At 67.4% G+C, this 13,346-nt stretch carries 13 protein-coding genes; 9 read left to right on the forward strand and 4 right to left on the reverse strand.

Annotated elements, in window-relative coordinates; genetic code table 11:
* Nucleotides 1-45 precede the first annotated feature (45 nt).
* On the forward strand, nucleotides 46-1,953 hold the full coding sequence (locus tag ACFWZ3_RS06105) for a SurA N-terminal domain-containing protein (RefSeq protein ID WP_439706844.1): 1,908 nt from the start codon (nucleotides 46-48) through the stop codon (nucleotides 1,951-1,953).
* 312 nt (nucleotides 1,954-2,265) lie between these two features.
* On the opposite strand, the gene ACFWZ3_RS06110 is transcribed toward ACFWZ3_RS06105, so the two are convergent.
* On the reverse strand, nucleotides 2,266-3,048 hold the full coding sequence (locus ACFWZ3_RS06110) for an enoyl-ACP reductase FabI (protein WP_439706845.1): 783 nt from the start codon (nucleotides 3,046-3,048) through the stop codon (nucleotides 2,266-2,268).
* Between the two features lie 213 nt (nucleotides 3,049-3,261).
* Between ACFWZ3_RS06110 and ACFWZ3_RS06115 the strand changes: the two genes are divergently transcribed.
* The 5 genes from ACFWZ3_RS06115 to ACFWZ3_RS06135 all read left to right on the forward strand — a co-directional run bounded on the left by ACFWZ3_RS06115 (nucleotide 3,262) and on the right by ACFWZ3_RS06135 (nucleotide 6,439).
* Nucleotides 3,262-3,972, forward strand: coding sequence for a hypothetical protein (locus ACFWZ3_RS06115; RefSeq protein ID WP_439706846.1), 711 nt, complete (start codon nucleotides 3,262-3,264; stop codon nucleotides 3,970-3,972).
* Between the two features lie 190 nt (nucleotides 3,973-4,162).
* On the forward strand, nucleotides 4,163-4,348 hold the full coding sequence (locus ACFWZ3_RS06120) for a hypothetical protein (protein ID WP_439706847.1): 186 nt from the start codon (nucleotides 4,163-4,165) through the stop codon (nucleotides 4,346-4,348).
* Nucleotides 4,326-4,670, forward strand: a complete 345-nt coding sequence (locus tag ACFWZ3_RS06125) for a carboxymuconolactone decarboxylase family protein (protein ID WP_439706848.1) — start codon at nucleotides 4,326-4,328, stop codon at nucleotides 4,668-4,670. Before ACFWZ3_RS06120 ends, ACFWZ3_RS06125 begins: the two co-directional genes overlap by 23 nt.
* 11 nt (nucleotides 4,671-4,681) lie before the next feature.
* Nucleotides 4,682-5,626 (forward strand): PLP-dependent cysteine synthase family protein, encoded by a 945-nt coding sequence (locus tag ACFWZ3_RS06130; protein ID WP_439706849.1) that lies wholly within the window; start codon nucleotides 4,682-4,684, stop codon nucleotides 5,624-5,626.
* Nucleotides 5,627-5,734: 108 nt separating this feature from the next.
* Complete coding sequence (locus ACFWZ3_RS06135) at nucleotides 5,735-6,439, forward strand: glutathione S-transferase N-terminal domain-containing protein (protein WP_439706850.1); 705 nt, start codon at nucleotides 5,735-5,737, stop codon at nucleotides 6,437-6,439.
* Here ACFWZ3_RS06135 and ACFWZ3_RS06140 read toward each other — a convergent pair.
* The 3 genes from ACFWZ3_RS06140 to ACFWZ3_RS06150 all read right to left on the reverse strand — a co-directional run bounded on the left by ACFWZ3_RS06140 (nucleotide 6,436) and on the right by ACFWZ3_RS06150 (nucleotide 10,447).
* Nucleotides 6,436-7,227: an alpha/beta hydrolase-fold protein gene (locus tag ACFWZ3_RS06140; RefSeq protein ID WP_439706851.1), complete on the reverse strand. Its 792-nt coding sequence runs from the start codon at nucleotides 7,225-7,227 to the stop codon at nucleotides 6,436-6,438. The genes ACFWZ3_RS06135 and ACFWZ3_RS06140 overlap by 4 nt on opposite strands.
* A 161-nt stretch (nucleotides 7,228-7,388) precedes the next feature.
* Complete coding sequence (locus ACFWZ3_RS06145; protein ID WP_439706852.1) at nucleotides 7,389-8,048, reverse strand: DsbA family oxidoreductase; 660 nt, start codon at nucleotides 8,046-8,048, stop codon at nucleotides 7,389-7,391.
* Nucleotides 8,049-8,197: 149 nt separating this feature from the next.
* Nucleotides 8,198-10,447 (reverse strand): penicillin acylase family protein, encoded by a 2,250-nt coding sequence (locus ACFWZ3_RS06150; RefSeq protein ID WP_439706853.1) that lies wholly within the window; start codon nucleotides 10,445-10,447, stop codon nucleotides 8,198-8,200.
* 194 nt (nucleotides 10,448-10,641) lie between these two features.
* On the opposite strand from ACFWZ3_RS06150, the gene ACFWZ3_RS06155 reads away from it, so the two are divergent.
* From ACFWZ3_RS06155 to ACFWZ3_RS06165, 3 genes are all read left to right on the forward strand, one after another.
* Nucleotides 10,642-11,427 (forward strand): N-acetylmuramoyl-L-alanine amidase, encoded by a 786-nt coding sequence (locus ACFWZ3_RS06155; protein ID WP_439706854.1) that lies wholly within the window; start codon nucleotides 10,642-10,644, stop codon nucleotides 11,425-11,427.
* Between the two features lie 103 nt (nucleotides 11,428-11,530).
* On the forward strand, nucleotides 11,531-11,953 hold the full coding sequence (locus ACFWZ3_RS06160) for a VOC family protein (RefSeq protein WP_439706855.1): 423 nt from the start codon (nucleotides 11,531-11,533) through the stop codon (nucleotides 11,951-11,953).
* Between the two features lie 236 nt (nucleotides 11,954-12,189).
* Nucleotides 12,190-13,344 carry an alpha/beta hydrolase gene (locus tag ACFWZ3_RS06165; RefSeq protein ID WP_439706856.1) on the forward strand — a complete coding sequence of 385 codons (1,155 nt, stop codon included), beginning with the start codon at nucleotides 12,190-12,192 and terminating at the stop codon, nucleotides 13,342-13,344.
* The last annotated feature ends 2 nt before the right edge of the window (nucleotides 13,345-13,346 follow it).

Below are 13,346 nucleotides of genomic sequence, written 5' to 3' on the forward strand. Positions count from 1 at the left end.
TTTATGCTTTGCGGCTTGCAAAGCTTTCGAATCGCGGGAATCCATATGCTGCAGTCGTTGAGAGACAAGATGCACGGCTGGCCGTCCATCGTCGTGCTGGGCGTGGCGGTGTTCGCCATGTCCTTCTTCGGCATCGAGGGCTATTTCACTTCGCGCACCGAGACCTTCGTGGCCAAGGTCGGCAAGCAGGAGATCAGCCAGCAGGATTTCCAGAACCGCATGAACCAGCTGCGCCAGCAGGCCAGTGCGCAGATGGGCGACCAGTTCGACCCGAGCGTGTACGAGCAACCGGAAACGAAGGAGCGCGTGCTCGGCGCGATGGTGGACCAGCAACTGCTGCTCAAGGCCAATGACGAGCTGGGTCTGCGCGTTTCCGACGCCGCGGTGCGCGATGCCATCGCCGCGATTCCGTCCTTCCAGGTGAACGGTCAATTCGATGCGGCCACCTACAAGGCCGTGCTTGCAGCGCAGCGCAAGACGCCGGCGATGTTCGAGGACGAGGTGCGCTCGTCGATGGCGATCAGCCTGGTTCCCGACGCGCTCACGGCCAGCACGATCATCACCGAGGACGAGGTCGACCGCTTTCTCAAGCTGCGCCTGCAGCGTCGTGACGTGCGCTACGTCATGTTGCCGCGTCCGGCATTGACCGACAGCAAGGTCACCGATGCGCAGATCCAGGCTTACTACAAGCAGCACCAGGCTGAGTTCATGGCGCCCGAGCAGGTCGCCATCCGCTACGTGGAGGTGAGTGCGGCGGGCCTCAATGCGGATAATCCGCCGACCGAGGACGACTTGCGCAAGCGCTACGAGGACGAAAAGCAGCGCTTCGTGCAGCCGGAGCAGCGTCTGGTTTCGCACATCCTGGTGGATGTGCCCAACAACGCCACGCCCGAGCAGCAGAAGGCTGCGCTGGCCAAGGCCCAGAAGATTGCGGCCGAGGCGACGCCGGAAAACTTTGCCCAGCTGGCCGCGAAGGATTCGGCCGACCTGGGCTCCCGGCGCCAGGGCGGCGATCTGGGCTGGCTGGAGCAGGGCGTGACCAACAAGGCCTTCGACGATGCGCTGTTCGCGCTTCAAAAGGGTCAGATCTCCAAGCCGGTGCTGTCGGATGAGGGCTACCACGTGATCTGGCTGCGCGACGTCCGCAGCGGCCAGGCCAAGCCATTCGAGGAAGTGCGCGGCCAGCTCGAGCAGGAAGCCGTCGCCGCCGAGCGTGAGCGCAAGTACAACGAGGTGGCCGGCAAGCTGGCCGACAAGACCTACCAGAACCCGACCTCGCTCGAGCCGGCCGCGCAGGCGCTGGACCTGCCGGTCCAGAGCACCGGCCTGTTCACCCGCGAGGGCGACAAGAGCGGCATCGCGGCCGATCCGAAGGTCGCCAAGGCGGCGTTCTCCGACGACGTGCTCGTGCAGGGCAACAACTCCAACCTGATCGACCTGGGTAACGACCACTCCGTGGTGATCCACGTCGACAAGCATGTCCCCGCGGCGGTGAAGCCGCTGGCGGAAGTGCGCGACGCCATCGAGAAGGACATCCTCGACGAGCGCATCGCCGCGGCGGCCAAGCAGCGTGCCGATGGACTGCTGGCGCGCCTGCAGAAGGGCGAGGCGATGGACGTCGTGGCCGCGTCGGCCGGTGCTGCCGTCGAGAGCGTGCCGGAGGCGTTGCGCGTGCAGCAGGGCCTTCCCGAGCAGTTGCGCGACGAGGCTTTCCTGCTGCCGCACCCGAAGGACGGCAAGCCGCAGTTCGCCGCGGTGGCTCTGCCCGAGGGCGCCTACGCGCTGCTGGCGGTAGACAAGGTCCAGGACGGCGACCTTTCCAAGGTGACGCCCGACCAGCGCAAGATGCTGCGCCAGAGCATGTTGGCCGCCTACGGCAATGTGGCTACCGAAGGCTTCATCGATCAGCTGAAGGCGAAGACCGAGATCAAGATCGCCAAGGAGCGGATGTAAGCTCGCGATTGGAGATCCGGCAAAAAAAGGCGACCTCCGGGTCGCCTTTTTGTTGTTGTCGCTCCTGGGTCTGGAGGGCAGGTGATGGCGGAGGGGCTGAAGAGCCTTCGTGCAAACCGCTGCGTTTTCGCGCGACATGAAAAGGGCCCGCTACGGGCCCTTCTTCGTAGGGTGGGCTTCAGCCCACCACCACGCGTCCGGATGGTGGGCTAAGGCCCACCCTACAATGGCTTTCAGCAAGCTTCCGGACGCGGCTGCGAAACAAAAAAAGCGGCCACGAGGGCCGCTTTCTCTCTTGCGATCAGGCCGACCTCAGATACCGGTCATGCCCAGGATGTTGTAGCCAGCGTCCACGTAGGTGATCTCGCCGGTCACGCCCGAAGCCAGGTCCGAGCACAGGAACGCGCCCACGTTGCCGACCTCGTCGATGGTCACGCTGCGGCGCAGCGGTGCGTTCTCGTCCACATGGTCGAGCATCTTGCGGAAATTGGAGATGCCCGCGGCGGCCAGCGTCTTGATCGGACCGGCCGAGATCGCGTTGACGCGGGTGCCTTCCGGGCCGAGATTGAAAGCCAGGTAGCGCACGTTCGCTTCCAGGCTGGCCTTGGCCAGGCCCATCACGTTGTAGTTGTTCAGCGCGCGCTCGGCGCCCAGGTAAGTCAGCGTGAGGATGGCGCCGCCACGGCCGGCCATCATCGGACGCGCGGCCTTGGCAAGCGCGGCCAGGCTGTAGCTGGAGATGTCGTGCGCGATGGTGAAGTTCTCGCGCGTGAGGTTGTCCAGGTACTGACCCTGCAACGCCTCGCGGGGCGCGAAGCCGACCGAGTGGACCAGGATGTCGAAGCCGTCCCAGTGCTTGCCCAGCTCCGCGTACATCTGGTCGATCTGGCCGTCCTGAGACACGTCACAGGGCAGCACGATGTTCGAGCCGAACGCATTGGCGGCCTCGTCGACGCGGTCCTTCAGCCGCTCGTTCTGATAGGTGAAGGCCAGTTGTGCGCCCTCGCGATGCATCGCGTTGGCAATGCCCCAGGCGATCGAGCGCTGGCTGGCGATGCCGACGATCAGGGCACGCTTGCCGTGCAGGAATCCCATGCGTCCTCCAGGAAGTTGATGGCGCGCCGGGTGGCGCAGCCGGGTGATTTTAGCAGTGCAGCGGCTCCGTGGGCTCGTTGCCCATACACAAGCTGACCGGGCGCGACCGTTGGGGGATTGTCGCTACATGGCGTAGACCAGACGCCGGGTAGGTTGGCTCCATGCGCCTACCGTCCAGCACGCCCCGCCAGGGAAACGCATGAGCGCGTCGCCATGAGGCCCTGGCTCGCCATCGCGATGGTCGTCGCCGCGCCGTTGGTGCTGGCGATCGTCGAAATCTTCCATCCCCATCCCCACGATCTGTTCGACCTGGACGTGGATCGCTGGATGTTTGTGCATTACGCGCAGATTCCGCTGTTTCCGCTTTCGGCGCTGTCGATGGCCATGCTGGTGCGCGACCGCACCGACTGGGCCGCGTGGCTGTGCAAGGCGGGCATGTTCGTGTTCGCGGTGGCCTTTACCACCTTTGACACCGCGGCCGGGCTGGTGATCGGCCTGCTGGTGAAGGGTGCGCTGGCCTCCGGCGATCCAGAATCCTGGCGTGACATGATCGATGCCTTGTGGTTCGACCCCGTGCTGGGCGGCAAGGGGTTCACGGATGCGCCGCTGATGGGCCTGATCGGGCGCCTGTCGTTGTCTTTCGGTGCGGTGGCAGGTGCGATCTCGCTCAAGCGGGCGGGACACGGTTGGCTGCCCGTGCTGCTGCTGGCCGCCGCCAGTTTCGGCATCAACGTATTCAAATCCCATTCCTGGCCTGGCGGGCCGCTCACGTTCGGCGGCATGGCGCTGGCGGCCGGCTGGATCCGTTGGCAAGCCCTGCGCCGGGAGGCACGCGCAGTAGCCTCGGTGCAGGTGGCGTCCGCTCCTGTCGATGCCTCCGTCAAGGCAGTTGCCGAACCAAGGGATCGCGTGGGCGTGCGCTGAGCGCAAGTCGCCTGGAGCCCGCCATCGCCTCTCCACCGCGCGTCCAGCCACCAGGCTGGCACGCGCTGACCTGCATCAATGCAAAGCCTGGGCGCGGCGAGCATGATCGAATCGCGGAGCCCACTCGGGTCGTGCAGGCCAAGATGACCGCCGCGACCGCGCGCCGCACCGCTCCGTCAAGGAGGCATCCATGAACAAGCCTGTTTTCCCCCCGCCATCGCCCGCGCGCCGGGCCACCGAAAGCCGGATCGACGACGAACTGGCACAGAGCTTTCCGGCCAGCGATCCGCCCAGTTGGACCCTTGGTGCGGCCGAGCCGGGCGATTCGGAACGACGCATCCAGGGGAACCTACATGACACAGCCGCTTTACCCTGAATCCACCGCCGTGCTCGCGCGCAAGCGGCGGGAACTTGCACCCGAACCATTGCAGGCCTTCAAGGCCTTCAGCGCTGCGGTGTTCGCCGAGGGCGCGCTGTCGCCGCAGACCAAGCAACTGATCGCGGTGGCGGTCGCGCACGTCACCCAGTGTCCGTACTGCATCAAAGGCCACACGGCCGAGGCGCTGAAACAGGGCGCCAGCGAGCAGCAAATCATGGAGGCGATCTGGGTTGCCGCCGAGATGCGCGCTGGCGGTGCCTATGCGCATTCCGCGCTGGCGCTGGACGTCATGCACCAGCGCGCGCACCCGGAAGCCTGAGGAACATCCACATGCGATACCAGGGCGTTTCCGGAAGCATCCTCGACGCGGTGGGCGACACGCCGCTGCTCCGGATCGAGGGCATCTACGCCAAGCTCGAGTTCCTCAACCCGTCCGGTTCGATCAAGGCGCGCATCGCAAAATATATGATCGAGCGGGCGGAGGAGGAGGGCCTGCTCAAGCCCGGCGACACCATCGTCGAGGCGACCAGCGGCAACACCGGCAACGCGTTGTCGATGGTCGCGGCGGTCAAGGGCTACCGCATGCTGGTGGTCATGCCCGAGGGGCTGTCCAGCGAGCGCGTCGCAATCTCGCGCGCGTACGGCGCCGACGTGCTGTTCTGCGGCAACTTCCATGTCGACCAGGCGCTGGAGCGCGCGCGGGAGCTGGGACGCCAGGCGGGCTTCTTCTTCCCTGGCCAGTTCGAGTCCGAATGGAACGTGGAGGAGAACCGCCTCATCCTGGGTCCGGAAATTCTTGCCCAGTTAGCTCCCGGTCGGTTGCCCGATGCGCTGGTGCTGGGCGTCGGCACCGGTGGCACGCTGGTCGGCGTCGGCCAGGCGTTCCGCGAGGCCAATCCGGACGTGCGCCTGTTCGCGATGGAACCCAGCGAATCGCGCACCATCCTGTGCGGCGAGATCGCCTCGCACACCATCGAGGGTATCTCCGACGGGTTCATTCCCGGCATCTTCCAGCGCAACGCCGGCCTCGTGAACGAGGTGCTCAGCGTGTCCAGCGAGGATGCCGTGGCCGCGATGCGCGACCTTGCCCGCCACCATGGCTTGCTGTGCGGTCCCAGTTCGGGCGCGCACCTGTTGGCGGCCAAACGTGTGCGCGAGCGCTTTCCGGAGCTGCAGACGGTGGTGACGGCATTCTGCGACGAGGGCGAAAAGTACCTGCACGACTACTTCATGCCAGGCCGGGAGGCGGTCTCTACGCCGCCGCAGTTCGGTTGAGTCCGTGCGGGGTCGTGCGTTCGGCGGGCGAATCCTCGGTTCTGCCGGCCGTTGCACTCGACGCAGGCCATCCCCATGTTTCTCCGATTGGCCCAAGGAGGAACCGCCGTGCCCGATCTGTCCGCTTTCCCGATCACCGCGCGTTGGCCCGCACGACATCCGGATCGCATCCAGCTCTATTCGCTCAACACGCCCAACGGCGTGAAGGTGTCGATCATGCTGGAGGAGACCGGGCTGGCATACGAACCGCACCTGGTCGACATCATGCGCGACGAGAACAAGACGCCGGAATTCCTGTCGCTCAACCCCAACGGCAAGATCCCGGCGATCATCGATCCGGACGGCCCGGGCGGCGAGCCGATCGGGCTGTTCGAGTCCGGCGCGATCCTGCTCTATCTGGCCGAGAAGACCGGCATGTTCCTGTCGGCCGATCCGGCGTTGCGCTGGGAAACCATCCAGTGGGTGTTCTTCCAGATGGCAGCGGTCGGCCCGATGTTCGGGCAGGTGGGTTTCTTCCACAAGTTCGCCGGGCGCGAGTATGAGGACAAGCGCCCGCTCAGGCGCTACGTGGACGAATCGCGCCGCCTGCTTGGCGTGCTGGAAGCGCGCCTGGACGAGCGGCCGTGGTTGATGGGCGAGGACTACAGCATCGCCGACATCGCCACGCTGGGCTGGGTGAACAACCTGATCGGCTTCTACGAGGCGCGCGACCTGGTGCATTTCGACGAGCTGTCCAACGTGCCCGCGTGGCTGGAGCGCGGTCTGGCTCGCCCGGCGGTCGAGCGTGGGTTGCTGATTCCGGGCCGGGGCTAGTTCCCCGTCCGTTGTTTCCGTTCGGCCGTATCCCGGCGCGCGGCCTCCGACCGGGCGTGTTCCAGCAATGTCTTTGCCGCCGGCTGCCATAGAGTCCAGTTGTGGTGGCCCGGCAGTTCGAAGGCGTGGCCCGGTGGCAGTTGTGAGGCCAGCAGAGAGATGCGGTCGCGGAAGCGTTCACGATCGCCGTAGGCGACCCACACCGAATCGGTCCGCCGGGGATCGTCCGACCAGCGCTGGATGTAGCGCCACAGTTCGCGCTGGTAGGTTTCCTGAGTGAACGCCTGCACGGGCCCTGGTTGCCAGCGATCGAGCCCGCCTGCGGCCTGGATCTCGCGGTAGATGGCCTTGTCGCCGAGGTAGGGGGAGATCAGCAGCATGCCGTCGATCTCGCCCGGATACGCCCGGTCGTACATCAGCGCGCCCAGCCCGCCGAGCGAGATGCCCGCGAGCCAGATCTGGTCGTAGCGGCGCGCGCTCGCTGGCGCAATCACTTCGTCATGCAGCCGTTCGGTTGCGCGGCCTTCGCGGTAGAACGGCATGGTCAGGCCGGTCAGGATCACGTCCGCGTCCGGCCATTGCCGATGAATCGTCTGTGCGATGCCGCGTTCGCCCAGCGATTGGAGGTCATCGCCGCGCCCGGGAAGCATGACGACCAGCCGGTGCGGCGGCTGCGTGGCGGGCACCAGCCGCGTCGGAATGGGCCGGGTGATGTCGCCGCCTGCGCTGCACGCGGCCAGCAAGAGGGCGACCAGGGGACCGAACAGGGCGGACGGACGCAGGCGCATGGCAGGGATCCGGTAAGCGAACGGGCGCCAGCGTGCGCCGGCAGGGATGAAGATCGCGCCGCGCAGCCGCGGGACGTTTCTTCCGGAGCCTTGTACGCAATAAAAGGTGCGTTGGATCTTTGCCTTGCGGCGCCTTGCGGTCGCGCTCGAAGCGCTCCCGGTCAGCCGTTCACCGATCCGGCGATCTCGCGCAACGCCTGCTCGAACACCTCCGGCGGCTGCCCGCCGGGAATCAGGTGCATACCATTGACGATGGTCGCCGGCACCGAGCGGATGCCGCGCTGCTGGAAGAGCCGTTCCTGTGCGCGCACCTCGTCGGCATACGCGCCGCTTTCCAGGACATCGCGCGCTTCGTCACCCTCCAGGCCCGCCTCGCCGGCCAGGCGCACCAGCACCTCGCGCGAGGCCACGTCCTCGCCGTCGGTGAAGTAGGCGCGCAGCAGCGCCTTCTTCAGCGCGAGATGGCGGCCCTTGAGTTCCGCCCAGTGCAGCAGGCGATGCGCGTCGAAAGTGTTGTACACGCGGCTGCCGACGCCCATGTTGAAGGCGAACCCCACCGCGGCCGCCCGCTCGCGGATCACCGCACGATTGGCTTCGACCTGCGCCGTATCGATGCCGTACTTGTGCATCAGGTGCTCGGTGGCGTCTTCGCCTTCCGCCGGCAACTGCGGGTTGAGTTCGAACGGCTGCAGGTGGATGTCCGCCTGCACGGTGCCGCCGAGGCGCTGGAGGGCCTGCTCGAGCGATGCGAGGCCGACGGCGCACCAGGGACAGGAGACGTCCGAGACGAAGTCGATGCGGAGCGGGGTGGGGGCAGTCATGGCGGTTCCAGCGGTTGCGTGGAAGTTACATGGAGCCCGCCATGGCCATCTCAACCGCCGCCGGTTCCGTAGGAGCGCACCTGTGCGCGACCGCGCGCCACATCGTTGCATGGCGGTCGCGCACAGGTGCGCTCCTACAAAGTGCCGCGTCAGAGGACGTTCTTGCCCTCGCCCGGGTGGTAGACCTGCTCGGTGTGCCCCTTCAACTGCTCGGGCCAGTAGTACACCTCGCGCAGGTTGCCGGTGGTGTAGCGCTCAGCCTCGTCGTTGAAGTGCGGCGATGGCGGATGCCCGCTCTCGCCGCCCGCGGTGATCGCGCGCGCGCTGACCTTGGGCCCGAACTCGACCACGGCGACGAAGCTGTTGCCGCTGGTGCCGTAGTAGCGCCTGGTGCCGGGCCAGCGGTGCGCGCCAAAGGAGGCCAGCGATCCCCAGCGCGACGAGGTGAAGGGCACCGGGATGCTGGGCTTGCTGTCGTCGAATGGCTGCACCAGATCGCCGTTGATGCGCTGGAAGCGGTTGATCTCGCCCCACGACACGCCCCAGTGGCCGAAGTCCTTCTGCAAGCGGTCGACGGCCTCGACCAGCGCACCCAGGCGCGCCTTCGAGCCGGCCTTTTCGGCCATGGCGTCGTAGATGGACAGGCCTTCGGCGGTGTCCGCCTTGCTCACTTCGTCCCACAGCGTGTCGCCCCAGAACACCGCCAGCGAGGTCGGCATCGAGGCGATACCCCAGCGGTAGTCCCAGTGGCGCAGCATGGCGATGGGGCCGGCGAGCTTCTGCTTCAGCGGATCGCTTGCAGGCAGGGCATCGTAGTCCGCGACAAGGATCGGGATCTGCCGCGCGAACGCCGGCAGGTAGGAGTCGAACGCGGCGGTGATCAGCGAGGCGCGGGTGAAGTCGTCCTTCCCCGTGAGCACGCGGATCGCGTGCAGGCCGCGCGGGTTCTCGCCGAAGGTGTCCATGTAGCGGGGGAAGTCTTGTTTCTTCGGGCTGTCCTTGCCGGCGGCGGAGTAGGGCCAGTTGTTGGTGTTGTAGACCCAGCCGTTGGCCGGGTTGAACACGTGCGGCGCCTGGTCCAGCGGCGTGAGGCCGTGCCAGTCGGTGGCCGGGTTGGAGCCGTCGACCGGCTTGGTGTAGTCGAAGCGGTCGTCACGCTTGGGAATGAATTGCGGGTGCAGGTAGGCGATCTCGCCCTTGTCGTCCGCGAACAAGGTGTTGTTGGACGAGTTGGCCTTGAGCTCGGCCACCTTCATGTAGCTGGCGTAGTCATGCGCCTTGGTGCGCAGCCAGCTTTGTTCCAGCGCGGGAATGGGCCGGTTCATCAGCGCCATCGCGATCCACTTGCCGTTCGCCTCGCGCACGATCGGGCCGTGGTGGGTGAAGTAGGCAGTGAACGTGCGTTTGGCCATCGAGCCGTCCTTCGCGCGATAGGCGAGGGTGATCTCCCGCTCGGTAACGGGTCGAAGCTCCTTGCCGTAGCGGTAGTACGGCTTGCCGTCCTTGCGCACGATGGTTTCGGCGAACTCGTCCACCACGTCGGCGCCGGTGGAGGTATGCATCCAGCCGATGTGGTGGTTGAAGCCCTGATAGACGAAGAACTGGCCCCAGGTCACCGCGCCATAGGCGTCGAGTCCCGCGTCGGAGGTCATCTGCAGCTCCGAGCGGAAGAAGAACGAGGTGTGCGGGTTGATCAGCAGCAGCGCGTGGCCGTCGGCGGTGAGTTTCGGTGCGATCGCGATGCCGTTCGATCCGGTCGGCTCGACCCAGCTCGGATGTGCCTGGGCCATCGCCATCGGCACGGGTGCGTCGTCGGGCTTGCCATAGAAGGCCTGCAGCTGCTTGAGCGAGACGCGCTCGATGTCGCCCCCGATGCTGCCCTCGGTGAAGCTCAGCGCCATCCAGGGTTCGTAGTGGGTGATCACGCGCGGGTGCACGTCCGGATGGGTGGCCAGGTAGTAGTTGAGGCCGTCGGCCCAGGCGTTCATCAACTGCTTCAGCCAGCCGGGGCTTTGTGCGTAGAGCTTCTTCAGTTCCACCGGATCGATGAAGAGCTGCTGGCGCAGGTCGGACCAGAGCGCCGGTTCGCCCTCGGCCTCGGCCAGCCGGCCCAGGGCGTTGAGGTAGTTGGTCTCGACGCGATTGAAGTCGTCCTCGGCCTGTGCGTAAACCATGCCGAACACCGCATCCGCATCCGTCTTGCCGTGCACGTGGGCGATGCCCCAGTCGTCGCGGGTGATGGTGACGGCCTGCGCTTCCTGCTTCCAGCGCGCCTGCTCGCCGGCGTCCGCCCGGGCGGTCGTGACCAGGCCGAACGCAAGCAGGGTGGCCAGCGGCAAGGTCCGCAGCGCGTCGCGCAGCATCGGATGGACCGGTGTGGAGGAGGTGGTGGCAGGCATCTAGGGCTCCCTTGCGTGGCTGGGCCGAGGGACCGCGAGCAACCGGGTCCGCCGGGCGTCGCCGGCAACCATAGCAGGCACGGGAGATGCGCGAAGCGGACGCGGACGGCGGTCACGGCCGCGGCGCTGCGGCCTTGACGTCGCCCAAGCCGCTGCGGCACGTTCGGAGGATGCCCTACCGACTGCCGACTGCCGTGTCCCGTCTCCGTGGCCTGTGCGCCCCGCTGCTTCGAGCGAGCCGCCTCCTCCCGCTGGCCTTGCTGCTGGCCGCGTGTGGTCCGGTGCGCAACCCGATGGCGCACTGGGTGCCGTCACCCAACTACGACGAGCGCCGCCCCGTGGCGATCGTCATCCATTTCACCGACCAGCATTCGGTGCAGGAGAGCCTGCACACCCTGCGCACCGCCAACAGCGGCGGCCCGGTGAGCGCGCATTACCTGGTCGGCAGCGACGGCGACATCTACCAGCTGGTCGCCGACAGCAAGCGCGCCTGGCAGGCCGGTCCCGGGCGCTGGGGCACGATCACCGATCTCAACTCGGCATCGATCGGCATCGAGCTGGACAACGATGGCCACTCGCCCTTCGCGCCCGCGCAGATCGACAGCCTGCTGCGCCTGCTGGCGGACCTCACCACGCGCCTGCACATCCCGCCCACGCAGATCATCGGGCATGAGGACCTCGCGCCCGGCCGCAAGGACGATCCCGGTCCGCTGTTCCCCTGGCAGCGCCTGGCCGAGGCGGGGTACGGGCTGTGGCCGCACGGCCCGCTGGTCGATCCACCGCCCGGCTTCGATCCCTGGATGGCGCTGGCGCTGGTGGGTTACCCGCTGGACGACCGTGCGGCCGCGGTGCGTTCCTTCCATCACCATTTCCGCGGGATGGACGGCGACACCCTGGATGCCCAGGACCTGCGCGTGCTGTACGCGCTGGCCTGCCAGCTCACCGGAACGCCCGAACTCGCGCCGGTCTCGACCCGGTAGCGGTCGCTTCTCCCCTGAGAGGGTGCTGCGGGCGGATGTCGAAACCCGGTATGCCCGCTCGTCGCAAGAGTGCAAGCCCGCTCATCCCGACGAGGAATCGCTCATGCAAGTCCAGCCCTACCTGTTCTTCGATGGCCGCTGCGAAGAGGCGGTCGCGTTCTACCGCGACGCGCTCGGCGCGCAGGTGCTCGCCCTGATGCACTACTCGGACGCGCCGCCGGGCGACGCCGGCTGCCCGGGCGGCCAGCCGCCGCCGGCGGACAAGGTGATGCACGCCGCGCTGCAGATCGGCCAGACCCTGGTCATGGCGTCGGACGGCTTCGCCGCCGGGCGGCCGGAGTTCAAGGGCGTGTCCCTCTCCATCACGGCCGACGACGACGCCCAGGCACGCAAGCTGTTCGACGCACTGGCCGCCGGCGGCCAGGTGCAGCAACCGCTGGGACCGAGCTTCTTCGCCTCCAGCTTCGGCATGGTGGCCGACCGTTTTGGCGTGTCCTGGATGGTGGTCGCCGGCACGCAGGGCTGACGTCGGGCAGGGTGCCACGTCCCCACTGCAGCGCGCCGCCGGGAGGTCTATGATCCCAACCCGTGCCCCCGGACAGGGGCGGCGGCACGCGTGGGGTCGCCCGGTTTGCGGGCGACGGAAGCCACGCTCCCGGCTCCCGCAGGCGTGACGCCGGGACAGTGCGGTTCGGTTTGCGTCGATGGTGGCGCCAGGCGCTTGGCCTGGTGGCGACGAGGACTCATTCGGGAGGCACCCTGATGTTCAAGCGCATGCGTTCCTGCGGTCGATATGCGGGGCTGGCGGCGGCCTGGTTGGCCTGCGGAGCGGCCCTTGCCGGCACGCCCAATCCGCCGCCCGCCACCCCCCGGCAGGCGGCCGCGCCCGCGATGCGGCTGCTGGGCCAGGTGCTGGAAATAAAGATCCACGGCACCTCCCTGGAAGGTAACCGGCTGGGCGATTCGCCCGAGCGCACGGTGAGCGTGTATCTGCCGCCGGGCTATCTCCACGACCGGTCACGCCGCTACCCCGTCATCTATTCCCTGGGCGGCTACCAGCCTTCGCCCGCGCTGGCCGCACAGATTGGCCCGCACCCGGAAGGCTACTTGTTTGCCGGTGTGGATCGGGCCATCGCCGAAGGACGGCTGGGCAAGCTCATCCTGGTCAACGTCGAGGGCTGGAACCGCCTGGGTGGAAGCTTCTGGGTCAACTCGGCCAGCACCGGCCGCTGGGAGGACTTCGTCACGCGCGACGTGATCCCCACGATCGACAAACAGTTCCGCACCGTTCGCGATCGCGACAGCCGCGGCCTGTACGGCGGTTCGATGGGCGGGTTCGGTGCGCTGTCCATTGCGATGCACCGGCCCAGGCTGTTCGGCACGGTGTTCGCGCAGTCGCCCTGCTGCATGGCGATGGTCGAGGAACTGGGCCCGACGCCCGCGTGGGTAGCCATGCAGCAGGTGACCCTGGCGCAGGCGGACGCGGCCTACCGGCATGGCGAGGCGGCCGCCCTGCAGACGCTGGCACTGGCCGCCGCCTTTGCCCCGGATGCGCGTCGACCGGACTTCTTCGGCGACCTGCCTTATCGCGTGGACGGTGGGCGTGTCGTGCCGGCGGAGCCCGCGTACGCGACGTGGCTTGCCCATCTGCCGGGCAACCGGCTGGACCGCGAAGCCGCCGGCCTGAAAACGCTCAACGGCCTGCGCATCCAGTACGGCGATCACGACGAGTTGCGCCACATCCCGGCCAGCGTGCCGGTGTTCCACCGAGCCTTGCTCGCCCATGGCGTGAGGCACGAGTACCTGGTCGACCACGGCGGGCACGTGGACCTGGAGCGCTTCGGCCGGGACGCCGTGCCGTTCTTCGCGCGCACGCTGGCCGGCGCCGGAGCCGGCGCGGTGGCGTCCTCACCCTGACA

This window comes from Frateuria sp. GZRR35, from assembly GCF_051900415.1.
Lineage (GTDB): Bacteria > Pseudomonadota > Gammaproteobacteria > Xanthomonadales > Rhodanobacteraceae > Frateuria_A.